A 14,148-nucleotide genomic window follows, 5' to 3' on the forward strand; every position below is an offset into this window, starting at 1 on the left:
TGAATCCATGACTACATCGACTGTTAAAACCAACCTGCTGGGTCTGACTCAGCCGGAAATGGAGAAATTCTTCGACTCAATCGGGGAGAAGCGCTTCCGTGCCGGTCAGGTAATGAAATGGATTCACCACTTTGGTGTCGACGATTTCGACGCCATGACGAACGTCAGCAAGGCCCTGCGCGACAAGCTCAAGGCCATTGCTGAGGTCCGTGGTCCCGAAGTTGTCAGCGAGGACATTTCCACCGATGGCACCCGTAAATGGGTGGTGCGCGTGGCGTCCGGCAGCTGCGTCGAGACCGTGTACATTCCCCAGGGCAAACGTGGCACCTTGTGCGTTTCGTCCCAGGCAGGCTGTGCCCTGGATTGCAGTTTCTGCTCCACCGGCAAGCAAGGCTTCAATAGCAACCTCACTGCCGCCGAAGTCATCGGCCAGGTGTGGATTGCCAACAAATCCTTTGGCAGCGTCCCGGCGACCGTCGACCGTGCCATCACCAACGTGGTGATGATGGGCATGGGTGAGCCGCTGCTGAACTTCGACAACGTGATTGCGGCCATGCATCTGATGATGGACGACCTGGGCTACGGCATCTCCAAGCGCCGTGTGACCCTGTCGACCTCCGGTGTGGTACCGATGATTGATGAGCTGGCCAAGCACATCGACGTATCCCTGGCTTTGTCGCTGCACGCACCTAATGACGCATTACGTAACCAATTGGTGCCGATCAACAAGAAGTATCCGCTTAAGATGCTGCTCGAATCTTGCCAGCGTTACATGGCGACTTTGGGTGAGAAACGCGTGCTGACCATTGAGTACACCATGCTCAAGGACATCAACGACAAGGTCGAACACGCGATCGAGATGATCGACTTGCTCAAGAACACCCCGTGCAAGATCAACCTGATCCCGTTTAACCCGTTTCCCCATTCTGGCTACGAGCGGCCGAGCAACAACGCCATTCGTCGTTTCCAGGATCAACTGCACCAGGCAGGCTACAACGTCACCGTACGCACCACTCGTGGTGAAGACATCGACGCCGCCTGCGGCCAATTGGTAGGACAGGTGCTGGATCGCACCCGTCGCAGCGAACGTTATATCGCCGTGCGTGAACTGAATGCCGCCGACGACATGCCGCAAATCGCTGTGAATCGAATCTGAGAGAGGATCTCTATGCCCTTGCGCCTTGCGCTGCTTCTGCTTGTTGCCGGCCTCGCGGCCGGTTGTGTTTCATCGGGCCATGAGAGCCCTTTGCAAACCGGTAAAGGTCGTGATGAGGCGCGAGTTGCCTATGTGCAACTGGGGTTGGGTTACCTGCAGCAGGGCATGAGCGAGCAGGCCAAGGTGCCTTTGAAAAAGGCCCTTGAGCTGGACAACAACGATGCCGACGCCAACGCTGCATTGGCCTTGGTGTTCCAAGCCCAGGCCGAGCCTGAACTTGCCGATCAGTATTTCAGAAAGGCTTTGGCCTCCCGTCCTGCCGACCCTCGGCTGCTGAACAATTACGGCAGCTTCCTGTTCGAACAGAAACGTTATGACCAGGCTTCCCGTTATTTCCAGCAAGCTTCTGCCGACATCCTTTATCCAGAGCGTTCACGGGTCTTCGAGAACCTTGGGGTGACCTCAATGCGTCTCGGCCAGCGCGACAGTGCTCGCCAGCAATTGGAAAAAGCCCTGCACCTGAACAGTCGCCAGCCGCGGGCATTGCTCGAAATGGCTGAGTTGTCTTACGAAGACAGGCATTATGTGCCGGCACGTGACTATTACGAGCGTTTTAGCCTGCTCAGCGGGCAAAATGCACGTAGTCTATTGCTCGGTGTGCGCCTGGCGACAGTTCATGAAGAACGCGACACGGCCGCACATTTTGGCCAGCAACTCGAACGACTCTATCCCGGTACGCCGGAATATCAGCAATACCTGTCGGAGCAATGATGAAAGCGGCGCACCCGGAAGTTGTAGCAGCTAATCGCGTAAACCCAGGCGAAACCTTGCGTCAGGCCCGCGAAAGCAATGGTTGGTCGCTGGCGGAAGTGGCCCTCAAGCTCAATTTGACCACCACGTCCTTGGGCAATCTGGAAGCTGGCGCGTTCGATAAGCTGCCTGGGCACACCTTCGCCCGAGGCTATATCCGCGCATACGCCAAATTGCTGGGTATCGACCAGACCGTTCTGGTTCAGGAGTTCGACCAATTCACCGGCACCGATTCCCAGGGCAGCAGTGTTCATGGCCTGGGTCGTATCGAAGAGCCAGTGCGCGTTTCCCACACCATTTTGCGAATTGTTAGCCTGTTGCTGCTTGTTGCGGTGATCGGTGGCGGGTTTGTCTGGTGGCAAGACCAAGCCTCTCAGCGCAGTAAAGACCTGACCAGCAGCGCGATGGAGCACGTCGAAGTCGAAAGCGCCGATGGCACCACTCAGATCCATCCGTTGGATGAACCGGAAGACCAGGCTGTTGCCGAGGGGCAGGCCACGTCTGAAGCGCCGCTCGCGACCGAGCAACCGGCACCGGAAACCGCTCCTGCGACAACCGCCGCTGTGCCTGCTCCTGTAACGCCAGCGACTCCGGCAGCGCCCACCGCCCAGGCTCATACGCCGGCAGCACCCGCGTCCGCGCCCCCCGCTCCAGCAGCCTCGGCTACGCCAGCTATTTCGCCACCTACCACTCCAGCATTGATCGCCGGTGACGGGCGCGTACAAGTGACCTACATTGCTGACTGCTGGACGCAAGTCACCGATGGCAACGGTAAAGTGCTGTTTAGCGGTCTTAAGCGTAAGGGAGATACTCTTGACCAAGGCGGTAAGCCTCCTCTGACGCTGCGTCTGGGCTTCGCCCGTGGCGCGCAAGTGGCCTACAACGGTCAGCCTGTGGACGTGGCGCCGTTCACCAGTGGCGAGACTGCTCGCCTCAAGTTGGGACAATAGTCATGCACGGCGAATCTCCAATCAAACGTCGCGTATCGCGCAAGATCTGGGTCGGCTCGGTGCCGGTGGGCGGCGACGCCCCCATCGCAGTACAAAGCATGACCAACAGCGACACCAATGATGTAGCCGCCACTGTGGCCCAGATCAACCGTTTGGAAGCCGCTGGCGTGGACATAGTGCGGGTTTCCGTGCCGGACATGGACGCTGCGGAAGCCTTCGGCCGCATCAAGCAGTTGGTCAAGGTGCCGTTGGTTGCAGACATTCACTTCGACTACAAGATCGCGTTGCGCGTGGCTGAACTGGGTGTCGATTGCCTGCGTATCAACCCAGGCAACATCGGTCGTGAAGACCGTGTGCGCGCGGTGGTGGATGCTGCCCGTGATCGTGGGATCCCGATCCGCATCGGCGTCAACGCAGGTTCTCTGGAAAAAGACCTGCAAAAGAAATACGGCGAGCCCACTCCGGCGGCGCTGGTTGAGTCGGCATTGCGCCACGTTGAACACCTTGAACGCCTGAATTTCCAAGACTTCAAAGTCAGCGTAAAGGCCTCCGACGTGTTCATGGCGGTTGAAGCTTACCGGCTGCTGGCCAAGGAAATCGTGCAGCCATTGCACTTGGGTATCACCGAGGCTGGCGGTTTGCGCTCAGGCACAGTGAAATCTGCGGTAGGTCTCGGTATGCTGCTCGCCGAAGGGATTGGCGATACTATCCGCATCTCGTTGGCGGCAGACCCTGTAGAGGAAGTGAAAGTCGGTTACGACATTCTCAAATCCCTGCGTTTACGTTCCCGTGGCATCAACTTCATTGCCTGCCCGAGCTGCTCGCGGCAGAACTTCGACGTGGTGAAAACCATGAACGATTTGGAGTTGCGCCTTGAAGACCTGCTGGTACCGCTGGATGTTGCGGTGATCGGTTGCGTGGTCAACGGGCCGGGTGAAGCCAAGGAAGCGCATGTGGGCTTGACCGGCGGTACACCGAACCTGATTTACATCGACGGCAAGCCGTCGCAGAAGTTAACGAATGACAATCTTGTGGATGAGCTGGAAAAGCTGATCCGCGAGAAAGCGGCCGAAAAGGTCGCCGCTGACGCAGCGCTGATCGCTCGCGGCTGATTGAACGAATTTAAGGATTTGATGTGAGCAAGTCTCTGCAAGCCATTCGTGGCATGAACGACATTCTGCCGGAGCAGACGCCCCTGTGGCGCTACTTCGAGAATACTGTCGCGCGTCTGCTGGATAACTACGGTTACAAGCAGATCCGCATGCCGATCGTCGAGTTCACCGAGCTGTTCAAGCGCTCCATCGGTGAAGTGACCGATATCGTCGAAAAAGAGATGTACACCTTTGAAGACCGTAACGGCGACTCCCTGACTCTGCGTCCGGAAGGCACTGCCGCGTGCGTGCGCGCTGTGCTTGAGCACGGCCTCACCGGTGGCGGCCAGCCGCAAAAACTATGGTACATCGGTCCGATGTTTCGCCACGAGCGTCCGCAAAAAGGCCGCTATCGTCAGTTCCACCAGATCGGCCTGGAAGTATTTAACCTCGACGGTCCGGACATCGATGCCGAGCTGATCGTGATGACGTGGCGGTTATGGGGCATGCTTGGCATTCGTGATGCGGTCAAGCTTGAACTCAACAGTCTGGGCACCAGCGAATCCCGTGGCCGCTACCGCGTCGCACTGGTCGAGTACCTGTCTGCGCATCTGGACAAGTTGGACGAAGACAGCCAGCGCCGTCTGAAAACCAACCCGTTGCGCGTGCTGGACACTAAGAACGCCGACACGCAGGCCGTACTGGTCGATGCGCCGAAAATGGCCGACTACCTGGATGACGAATCCCGCGCGCACTTCGAGGGCCTCAAGGCTCGCCTGGATGCGGCCGGCATTCCCTACGTAATCAACCCTAAGTTGGTGCGTGGTCTCGATTACTACAGCAAAACCGTGTTCGAATGGGTCACTGACAAACTAGGCGCCCAAGGCACTGTGTGCGCGGGCGGCCGTTACGACGGCTTGGTCGAGCAGATGGGCGGCAAGCCGACCACCGGCGTGGGTTTTGCCATGGGCATCGAACGGCTGATCCTGCTGTTGGAAACTCTGGAGCAAATCCCCGCAGAAATCTCCCGTCAGGTGGATGTGTACCTGTGCGCCTTTGGTGAGGCAGCCGAACTGGCGGCCCTGGCCTTGAGCGAGAGCGTGCGCGACCAGCTGCCGAACCTGCGCCTTCAGATCAATGCTGGCGCGGGCAGCTTCAAGAGTCAGTTCAAGAAGGCCGACAAGAGCGGTGCACTGTATGCACTGATCCTCGGCGATGACGAGTTGGCCCAGCAAGTGATAGGTTTCAAACCCCTGCGTGGCCAGGGCGAGCAACAGAACATTGCCTTTGATGCGCTCGCTGCGCACTTGGCCACCTGCGTCGTGCAGGGTTGAAGCTGTCGAACAGCCGAATTTAGCGATTAAGGAGTATTGGGGTGTCGAGTACTGATGATGAGCAGTTGGCCGAGTTCAAGGACTGGTGGCAGCGTAACGGCAAGCCCCTGGTTACTGGCGGTCTGCTGGCTTTAGTGGTGGTGTTCGGCTGGCAAGCCTGGACAAAATATCAGGCCAACCAGTCCCAGGGCGCCTCTATCCTCTATCAGCAATTGCTGGAAACCACCCTGACGCCGGACGGCAAGCCCGACCCTGCGCAAGTGGCGGACCTGGCCGGCAAGCTGAAGAACGAATTCGGCGGTAGCACCTACGCCCAATACGGCAGCCTGTTCGTCGCGAAGGTCGCGGTCGATACCGGCAAGCTGGATGACGCCGCTGCAGAACTGAAGGCTATCGCCGACAAGCCGACCAACCCGACCCTGGGTGAAATCGCACGTCAGCGCCTGGCCCAGGTATTGGCGGCACAGAACAAAGCTGACGAAGCACTCAAACTGCTCGACGGTGATGCGGACAAGGCATTTGTTGCTACTCGCGAAGAGCTCAAGGGCGACCTGTTGGTCCAATTGGGTCGCACCGATGAAGCCAATGCTGCGTACAAGAAAGCCAAGGCGGCGCTGTCTGATGAAGCGGCGGTCGGTGGCTTACAAATCAAGCTCGACGACTTGGCCAAAGGGGATGCGTGACGTGATCCGTTGGAAACATGCAGCATTGCTGGCTCTGGCCGTTCTGGCCGCGGGTTGCAGCAGCAACAGTAAAAAAGAACTGCCTCCGGCCGAGCTGACCAGCTTCAAGGAAGAAGTAGTCCTGCAAAAGCAATGGAGCCGCTCCATCGGTGACGGCCAGGGCGAGACCTACAACATGTTGGTTCCGGCAATCGACGGTGACAACATTGTGGCTGCTGACGTGACCGGCGTAGTGATCTCCATGGATCGCATGAACGGCGATGTGAAATGGAAGACTGACCTCGAATTGCCTGTGTCCGGCGCCGTAGGCGTTGGTTATGGCCTGGTGATGGTCGGCACGCTGAAAGGCGAAGTGGTTGCCCTCGATTCCAGCACCGGTGAAGAGAAATGGCGCGCTCGCGTGACCAGTGAAGTCCTCGCACCCCCTGCCACCAACGGCGACATCGTTGTGGTGCAGACCCAGGATGACCGTGTAATCGGTCTGGATGCCGCTACCGGCAACCAGCGCTGGTTGTACGACAGTACTCCTGCGGTGTTGACCCTGCGTGGTACCAGTGGTCCGGTTGTAACCAACAATCTGGCCGTTGCAGGCCTGTCGACCGGTAAAGTGGTCGCCCTGGACACCCAGAACGGCGTGCCGGCCTGGGAAACCCGTGTGGCGATCCCGCAAGGTCGTTCCGAGCTGGATCGTGTAGTGGACATCGACGGTGGCTTGCTGCTGTCGGGTGAAACCCTCTACGTCGCCACCTATCAGGGCCGTGTTGCGGCGCTGGACCTGCAGAGCGGCCGCGTTAACTGGCAGCGTGATGCTTCCAGCTACGCCGGTGTCTCCCAAGGGTTTGGCAGCGTCTACGTCAGCCTGGCATCCGGCACTGTTGAAAGTGTCGACGAGCGTTCCACCACCGCGTTGTGGAGCAACGACTCCCTGGCTCGCCGTCAACTGTCGGCACCGGAAGTGTTCTCCAGCTACGTAGCGGTCGGCGATTTCGAAGGCTACTTGCATCTGCTGAGCCAAGTGGATGGTCGCTTCGTAGGTCGTGAGCGTATCGACAGCGACGGCCTGCGCGCGCGTCCGCTGGTGGTGGGTAACATGCTTTATGTGTATGGCAACAGCGGCAAGCTGGAAGCCCTGACCATCAAGTAAGAACTATGCTTGGGGTAACACCCAGGCGGCCCCGTTTCGGCGGGGCATGCGGCATCTGACGATGCTGCCCCGAGCACCAGCCGCTGCCCTGCAGCGGCTTTTGTATTTTCTGAAATAACGAAGTGGAGAGCCGCATGGTTCCCGTAATCGCCCTGGTGGGCCGACCTAACGTCGGCAAGTCCACCTTGTTCAACCGCCTGACCAGGACTCGCGACGCTATTGTCGGCGACTTGTCCGGTCTGACCCGTGATCGCCAATACGGTGAGGCAAAGTGGCAAGGGCGCTCCTACATTATTGTCGACACCGGTGGTATCTCCGGTGATGAGCATGGCATGGACGAAAAAATGGCCGAGCAGTCGCTGCTGGCCATTGAAGAAGCCGATGTCGTGTTGTTCCTGGTGGACGCCCGCGCTGGCTACACCGCTGCCGACCAGATGATCGGCGAGCACCTGCGCAAGCGTAACAAGCGTTCCTATTTGGTCGCGAACAAGATCGATAACATCGATCCTGAGGCGGCCCGTGCTGAATTCAGCCCGATGGGCCTGGGCGACGCGATCCCGGTTGCCGGTGCCCACGGCCGCGGCATCACGCAGATGCTGGAAATCGCTCTGCGCGACTTCCCGAAGGATGATGCTGAGGAAGAAGACGGCGAAGAAGAGATCGTTGCCGAAGGTGAGGAAGCCAAGCGCATTCCTGGCCCTAGTGAAAAAGACGGTATCAAGATCGCCATCATCGGCCGTCCTAACGTCGGCAAGTCGACCCTGGTCAATCGTATGCTCGGTGAAGACCGGGTAATCGTGTACGACCAGCCTGGCACCACCCGCGACAGTATCTACATCCCGTTCGAGCGTAACGACGAGAAGTACACGCTGATCGACACAGCCGGTGTGCGCAAGCGCGGCAAGATCCACGAGGAAGTTGAAAAGTTTTCCGTGGTGAAAACCCTGCAAGCGATCAAAGACGCCAACGTGGTGATCTTCGTGATGGACGCCCGCGAAGGCGTGGTGGACCACGACCTCAACTTGCTGGGCTTTGCCCTGGAAGCGGGCCGGGCATTGGTCATCGCGATCAACAAGTGGGACGGCATGACGCCGAGCGAGCGCGATTTCGTCAAGATCGAGCTGCAGCGCCGCCTGTTCTTCGTCGAGTTCGCCGATATTCACTTTATCTCGGCATTGCACGGTACTGGCGTGGGTAACCTGTACGCTTCCGTACAGAATTCGTTCAAGTCCGCAGTCACCCGCTGGCCGACCAACCGTCTCACCCAGATCCTGGAAGATGCGGTGGGCGAGCATGCGCCGCCGATGGTCAACAACCGCCGGATCAAACTGCGTTACGCCCACTTGGGTGGTGCCAACCCGCCGATTATCGTGATCCACGGTAACCAGATCGAGAAGGTGCCTAAGTCCTACGTGCGTTACTTGGAAAACACCTACCGCCGTGTCTTGAAACTGGTCGGTACGCCGATCCGTATCGAGTTCAAGGGGGGCGAGAACCCATACGAAGGCAACAAGAACACACTGACTGACCGTCAGGTGAACAAGAAGCGTCGTTTGATGACTCACCACAAGAAGGCCGACAAGAAGCGCCGCGACAAGCGCTGATTCAAGCTTTAAAAAGGCGCCGGTGGCGCCTTTTTTACGCCTGCGATTCGGAAAAATAACACGCCAGCAGGAAGGTTGGTTCAAGCGTGAGGCCTGATAAGGACATCAATACGAGCAATCGTTTTTGTTGGTCCATGACCAGCCCAATGGGCTCGCTGAACTGCTGGTTGAAGTCCAGCTCAACGATGCCGGTGCCGTTAGGCCCGAAGCTTGTATCTATCTCGCCATTGCTATTGAAGCGCGCCATCACGGCCGTTTTGTTCAATACCTCTTCAAGGGTGCCGACCGCTACGATTTTGCCAGCGTCCACCAGCAACTTGTGCCAACGGGTCACGTTTGCCGTGATTACCGGTAGGCCATTGTTGAAGCCGGGATCCGGCACGCCGTCGGGGTCTAGTGAGATAAGCAGTGCTCCTTGCGCAGCAGAGCCGCACGCAAGGATCTTTTCATGGGTGGCAACGAGATCAAGGTATTGATGATCCTGGGTTCGGTACTCGCCGCTGATCGCGAAGGTTGTATCTACCGCACCTTCCGAGGTGTAACGGTGGACGATTCCCGTCTTGATACCCCTGACATGGACGCTGTGGCCGTAAGCGAGAATCTTGTCGTCCGCTTGAATGGCGAGGCCTGCTAAAGCCGTGTTCTCGCCCGCCTTAAGGGTGTCGATATAGCCACGGCCACTATTGAAGGCGAGGTCGGTTTGGCCGTCGGCATTTATACGGGCTATCAGAGCTCCCCAGTGTCCGGGTTCGCCTGTGTACAAGTGCAGGGTGATTATCTTCCCGGTACTTTGAAGGGCCGCGTCCACGCCTGGCGCTTGGTTGGGGCCTTGTTCGTAGGTGATTGGCAGATTCAGTACCGATAGGCCGTTTTTACCGAATTGAGGGACGGGGGCTCCGGTTAGTTGGCTTTTAGCTACTGCGGGTACGGGAGTGCTTGAGTTGTGCGTCAGGGCTCCGCACAGCAAGTAGGACTGGTGATCCGCCGTGAGCACTTTCAGGCCATTTGAGGGCCATTGCTGATCCGATGGTTCAAAGAGCCCTGTCACGATTCCATTTTTACCGAAACCTTGATTGGGCTGCCCATCTGCTTGCAGGTTGAAATAGACGAAGTGGCCTTGGGTGTAAGTGTTCATATCCTTCAGAACACTGGCGGAAACCAGTAACTTGTCGTCAATGCTGTTCAGTCCATATGCCCTGAAAATCGCTCCATCTTCGATGTTGAGCGGCAAGACTCCGCGTTCACCAAACGACGGATCCAGTTCACCGGTTTTGTGGAGGAGAGTGGTTGACATGGGTTGCCTCGCTGATGGGGTAAGCCTGATTAGTTAGGCGCTTTTTTCTTCGTTGAGGTAACTGTCAGAAATACCTGTTATGCACACTGAGACAGTCCGTTCGTCGCAGAGGACGCGGTAGAAGGCCGATACTGGTCATGGCTATCAATGGCGCGTGCCGGCTTTTTTTCTGACAACCGCATGGGCTATCCTCGACCCTTACCGCGCCATTGCAGCGACAGGTGTTCAGCAGGGACTCACCGAATGATCAACAGCAAGTTACCGAATGTCGGCACCACTATTTTCACCACTATGTCGCAATTGGCTGCCGAAACCGGTGCGCTCAACCTCTCCCAGGGGTTTCCCGACTTCAACGGCCCCCAGGCTTTACTCGATGCCGTGGGCAAACATGTTGCCAGCGGGCATAACCAATACTCCCCGATGACCGGCCTTCCGGCGCTGCGTCAACAGGTGGCGGGCAAGATCGCTCGCAGCTATGGCGCCACGGTCAACCCGGACAGCGAAGTGACCATCACCCCCGGTGCCACGGCTGCGATCTTCTGTGCAATCCAGGCGGTGATCCGCAGTGGCGATGAAGTCATCGTGTTCGATCCCTGCTACGACAGCTATGAGCCCTCGGTCGAACTGGCCGGGGGACGCTGTGTCCATGTGCAACTGAGCCTGCAAGGCTTTGCATTGGACTTTGAGAAGATCAAGGCCGCGCTGTCGCCACGCACGCGCATGATCATCCTCAACACCCCGCACAACCCGACTGGCGCGCTGATCAGCCGCGCCGAGCTGGACCAGTTGGCAGAACTGATCCGCGATCGCGATATCTACCTGCTCAGCGATGAGGTCTACGAACACCTGGTATTCGACGGCGTGCCCCACGTGAGCGTGCTGGCTCATAAAGAGCTGTACCTGCGTGCGTTCGTGGTCAGCTCCTTTGGCAAGACCTACCATGTCACCGGCTGGAAAACCGGCTACGTGGTCGCGCCACCGGCCCTGACGGCTGAATTGCGCAAGGTGCATCAATACGTCAACTTCTGTGGCGTAACCCCGTTGCAGTTCGCCTTGGCCGATTTCATGGCCGAACACCCGGAGCACGTCGACGAACTGCCTGCGTTCTATCAGGCCAAGCGCGATCTGTTCTGCGACCTGCTGGCGCCGTCGCGCTTCAGCTTTACCCGGGTGACCGGAACCTACTTCCAATTGGTGGATTACTCACAAATACGCCCGGAGCTGGATGACGTCGCCATGTCCCTGTGGATGACCCGTGAACACGGTGTGGCGACTATCCCGGTCTCGGTGTTCTACCAGACCCCACCCCAAGGCCAGCGCCTGGTGCGCCTGTGCTTTGCCAAACGCGAGGAAACGCTGCAACAGGCAGCTGAAAAACTATGCGTGATCTGAGTGCACTGCCGAATCTGAATATCGCCCTGATCCAGACCACCCTGGCCTGGCACGACCGCCAGGCCAACCTCGAACATTTCGAAGGGCTGCTGGAGCAGGCCCGCGGCGCCGACCTCATCGTGCTCCCGGAGATGTTCACCACCGGTTTCTCCATGGACTCGCAAACCCTCGCCGAGCCGGAAAACGGCCCGACCCATCATTGGCTCCAGGCCCAGGCTGCGAAGTACAACGCGGTGATCACCGGTAGCGTGATCATCCAGGCCGCTGATGGCAGCCACCGCAACCGCCTGTTATGGGCGCGGCCGGATGGCGAGGTGTTGCACTACGATAAACGTCATTTGTTTCGTATGGCCGGTGAACACAATCACTACACACCCGGCGAGCGCCAGGTGCAGTTCGAGTTGAAAGGTTGGCGTGTTCGGCCGCTGATTTGCTACGACCTGCGCTTTCCGGTGTGGAGTCGGGATCCCCAGGACACTGACTTGCTGCTGTACACCGCCAATTGGCCGGGCGCGCGGCGCCAGCATTGGAACCGGTTGTTGCCGGCGCGGGCTATCGAGAACCTGTGCTACGTAGCGGCGGTCAATCGAGTAGGCACCGACGGCAAGGGCTTTGCCTACACTGGCGATAGCCAAGTGCTGGATTTCCAGGGCGAGAGCCTGCTGAGTGCGGGGGAGGCGGACGGGGTGTTCCAGGTGTGCCTGGACGCGGCTGAACTGGCTGCGTATCGCACCAAGTTTCCGGCGAATCTGGATGCCGATAGCTTTCAGTTTGTCTGACAGACCGCTATCGGGGGGCAAGCCTCCTCCCACACTTTGATTTGGGAATACATTCAAAATGTGGGAGGGGGCTTGCCCCCGATGAGTCCCTGACAGGCAACCCAAATCTGGAACTCAATAAAAAGGCCCCTGGGTTCTCACCCAGGGGCCTTTTGTATGACGGCTAAGGTTACGCCGCTTTGGCTTCCTGCTGGCTCAGCGATCGGTTCAGCGCACTGAACAGCGCCTTGAAGCTCGCCGTGGTGATGTTTTCATCAATGCCCACGCCATGCACTGGACGTTCACCGTTCACACGCAGTTCGATATAGGCCGCTGCCTTGGCGTTGGTGCCCGCGCCGATCGCATGTTCGTTGTAGTCCATGATTTCCACGCCAATCGGCAGGCCAGCCACCAGGGCTTCCAGTGCGCCGTTGCCCTTGCCCTTCCAGTGCAGGTTGGTTTCGCCCTGGCCCTTGCCCGAGACTTCCACTTCGACAAAGCTGTTGCCGTTCTCTTCCTGCAGGCGATGGCTGACCAGCGCGTACGGAGTGTTGGCTTGCAGGTATTCACGCTGCAGCAAGGCGTAGATCTGTGGTGCGGTCATCTCCAGGCCCACGCGGTCGGTTTCGGCCTGGACTACCTGGCTGAATTCGATCTGCATGCGGCGTGGCAAGCTGATGTCGTATTCCTGTTCCAGCAGGTAGGCGATGCCGCCTTTGCCCGACTGGCTGTTCACGCGGATCACCGCCTCGTAGCTGCGACCGATGTCAGCCGGGTCGATCGGCAAGTACGGCACTTCCCACAGGGCATCATCTTTCTGTTGGGAGAAGCCTTTGCGGATCGCGTCCTGGTGGGAACCGGAGAACGCGGTGTGCACCAGATCGCCGACGTACGGATGACGGGGGTGTACCTGGATCTGGTTGCACTCCTCGACGACTTTGCGCACACCGTCGATGTCGGAGAAGTCCAGCTGCGGGTCCAGACCCTGGGTGTACATGTTCAACGCCACGGTGACGAGGTCGACGTTACCGGTACGCTCGCCGTTACCGAACAGGCAGCCTTCGACACGGTCGGCGCCGGCCATCAGACCCAGCTCGGTAGCGGCCACGCCGGTACCACGGTCGTTGTGGGTGTGCAGGCTGATGATCACGCTGTCACGGCGGTTGATATGGCGGCCGAACCACTCGATCTGATCGGCATAGATGTTAGGCGTGGCGCACTCCACGGTGGCTGGCAGGTTGAGGATCATCTTGTGCTCAGGCGTCGGGTTCCACACCTCGATCACCGCGTCACACACTTCCTTGGCGAACTCCAGTTCAGTGGCACTGAAGGTCTCTGGGGAATACTCGAAGGTCCACTGGGTTTCCGGCTGCTGGGCAGCGTATTTGACGAACAGCTTGGCTGCATTGACTGCGATGGCCTTGATGCCGTCCTTGTCCTGGTTAAACACGATGCGGCGGAACGACGGCGAGGTGGCGTTGTACAAGTGCACGATGGCTTTCTTGGCGCCGCGCAGGGATTCGAAGGTGCGTGCGATCAAGTCTTCACGGCCCTGGGTCAGCACCTGGATGGTGGTGTCCTCGGGGATGTGATTGTCTTCGATCAGGGTGCGCACGAAGTCGAAGTCGGTTTGCGACGCGGCAGGGAACGATGCCTCGATTTCCTTCACGCCGACGGCTACCAGGGTCTTCCAGAAGCGCAGTTTTTTCACTGCGTCCATCGGCTCGATCAACGACTGGTTGCCATCACGCAGGTCGGAGCTGCACCAGATTGGCGCGGTGGTGATGGTCTTCGATGGCCAAGTGCGGTCCGGGATATCGATGGTCGGAAACGCGCGGTACTTCGAAGACGGGTCTTTGAGCATGCTCATCGGGAAATCCTTTGTTGTAGGGGCCGAGAAAAGGCGGCCTGCCGTGGAACTGTTTTTGGGGA

The 14,148-nt window shown here is 58.5% G+C and carries 12 protein-coding genes; 10 read left to right on the forward strand and 2 right to left on the reverse strand.

Going from position 1 to position 14,148, the window contains the following annotated elements; genetic code table 11:
* Positions 1–7: 7 nt before the first annotated feature.
* The 8 genes from rlmN (at position 8) to der (ending at position 8,772) form a co-directional block, all read left to right on the forward strand.
* Positions 8–1,156 carry a dual-specificity RNA methyltransferase RlmN gene (gene rlmN / locus AB4N82_RS15175; protein ID WP_122763848.1) on the forward strand — a complete coding sequence of 383 codons (1,149 nt, stop codon included), beginning with the start codon at positions 8–10 and terminating at the stop codon, positions 1,154–1,156.
* Positions 1,157–1,168: 12 nt separating this feature from the next.
* Positions 1,169–1,927 carry a type IV pilus biogenesis/stability protein PilW gene (pilW, locus tag AB4N82_RS15180; RefSeq protein ID WP_122763847.1) on the forward strand — a complete coding sequence of 253 codons (759 nt, stop codon included), beginning with the start codon at positions 1,169–1,171 and terminating at the stop codon, positions 1,925–1,927.
* On the forward strand, positions 1,927–2,916 hold the full coding sequence (locus AB4N82_RS15185) for a RodZ domain-containing protein (protein ID WP_032890708.1): 990 nt from the start codon (positions 1,927–1,929) through the stop codon (positions 2,914–2,916). Before pilW ends, AB4N82_RS15185 begins: the two co-directional genes overlap by 1 nt.
* 2 nt (positions 2,917–2,918) lie before the next feature.
* Positions 2,919–4,028 carry a flavodoxin-dependent (E)-4-hydroxy-3-methylbut-2-enyl-diphosphate synthase gene (gene ispG / locus AB4N82_RS15190; RefSeq protein ID WP_003175952.1) on the forward strand — a complete coding sequence of 370 codons (1,110 nt, stop codon included), beginning with the start codon at positions 2,919–2,921 and terminating at the stop codon, positions 4,026–4,028.
* A gap of 23 nt (positions 4,029–4,051) precedes the next feature.
* Entirely contained in the window at positions 4,052–5,341 is a 1,290-nt protein-coding gene (gene hisS, locus AB4N82_RS15195; protein ID WP_122756092.1) for a histidine--tRNA ligase, read from the forward strand.
* A gap of 41 nt (positions 5,342–5,382) precedes the next feature.
* The gene (locus AB4N82_RS15200; RefSeq protein WP_032890712.1) at positions 5,383–6,024 is read left to right on the forward strand and encodes a YfgM family protein; all 642 of its coding nucleotides are present in this window, start codon (positions 5,383–5,385) and stop codon (positions 6,022–6,024) included.
* Positions 6,017–7,168, forward strand: a complete 1,152-nt coding sequence (gene bamB, locus AB4N82_RS15205) for an outer membrane protein assembly factor BamB (RefSeq protein ID WP_032890714.1) — start codon at positions 6,017–6,019, stop codon at positions 7,166–7,168. The genes AB4N82_RS15200 and bamB overlap by 8 nt, the downstream gene beginning before the upstream one ends.
* 134 nt (positions 7,169–7,302) lie before the next feature.
* Positions 7,303–8,772: a ribosome biogenesis GTPase Der gene (gene der / locus AB4N82_RS15210; RefSeq protein ID WP_122763845.1), complete on the forward strand. Its 1,470-nt coding sequence runs from the start codon at positions 7,303–7,305 to the stop codon at positions 8,770–8,772.
* Positions 8,773–8,806: 34 nt separating this feature from the next.
* Here der and AB4N82_RS15215 read toward each other — a convergent pair whose 3' ends face one another.
* Positions 8,807–10,066, reverse strand: coding sequence for an NHL repeat-containing protein (locus tag AB4N82_RS15215; protein ID WP_095185819.1), 1,260 nt, complete (start codon positions 10,064–10,066; stop codon positions 8,807–8,809).
* Between the two features lie 243 nt (positions 10,067–10,309).
* On the opposite strand from AB4N82_RS15215, the gene AB4N82_RS15220 reads away from it, so the two are divergent.
* Positions 10,310–11,458 carry a pyridoxal phosphate-dependent aminotransferase gene (locus tag AB4N82_RS15220; RefSeq protein ID WP_122756093.1) on the forward strand — a complete coding sequence of 383 codons (1,149 nt, stop codon included), beginning with the start codon at positions 10,310–10,312 and terminating at the stop codon, positions 11,456–11,458.
* Positions 11,446–12,237, forward strand: a complete 792-nt coding sequence (locus tag AB4N82_RS15225) for an amidohydrolase (protein ID WP_099602808.1) — start codon at positions 11,446–11,448, stop codon at positions 12,235–12,237. The genes AB4N82_RS15220 and AB4N82_RS15225 overlap by 13 nt, the downstream gene beginning before the upstream one ends.
* Positions 12,238–12,406: 169 nt before the next feature.
* Here AB4N82_RS15225 and leuA read toward each other — a convergent pair whose 3' ends face one another.
* Entirely contained in the window at positions 12,407–14,086 is a 1,680-nt protein-coding gene (gene leuA, locus AB4N82_RS15230; RefSeq protein WP_017530007.1) for a 2-isopropylmalate synthase, read from the reverse strand.
* Positions 14,087–14,148: the final 62 nt, after the last annotated feature.

The sequence above is a fragment of the Pseudomonas sp. H1_D04 genome, from assembly GCF_054683855.1.

Coding starts and splice junctions, on each gene's coding strand:
- AB4N82_RS15225 (WP_099602808.1), top strand. CDS start 11,446: ATGCGTGATCTGAGTGCACTGCCGAATCTGAATATCGCCCTGATCCAG.
- AB4N82_RS15185 (WP_032890708.1), top strand. CDS start 1,927: ATGAAAGCGGCGCACCCGGAAGTTGTAGCAGCTAATCGCGTAAACCCA.
- AB4N82_RS15215 (WP_095185819.1), bottom strand. CDS start 10,066: ATGTCAACCACTCTCCTCCACAAAACCGGTGAACTGGATCCGTCGTTT.
- ispG (WP_003175952.1), top strand. CDS start 2,919: ATGCACGGCGAATCTCCAATCAAACGTCGCGTATCGCGCAAGATCTGG.
- bamB (WP_032890714.1), top strand. CDS start 6,017: ATGCGTGACGTGATCCGTTGGAAACATGCAGCATTGCTGGCTCTGGCC.
- leuA (WP_017530007.1), bottom strand. CDS start 14,086: ATGAGCATGCTCAAAGACCCGTCTTCGAAGTACCGCGCGTTTCCGACC.
- der (WP_122763845.1), top strand. CDS start 7,303: ATGGTTCCCGTAATCGCCCTGGTGGGCCGACCTAACGTCGGCAAGTCC.
- rlmN (WP_122763848.1), top strand. CDS start 8: ATGACTACATCGACTGTTAAAACCAACCTGCTGGGTCTGACTCAGCCG.
- pilW (WP_122763847.1), top strand. CDS start 1,169: ATGCCCTTGCGCCTTGCGCTGCTTCTGCTTGTTGCCGGCCTCGCGGCC.
- AB4N82_RS15220 (WP_122756093.1), top strand. CDS start 10,310: ATGATCAACAGCAAGTTACCGAATGTCGGCACCACTATTTTCACCACT.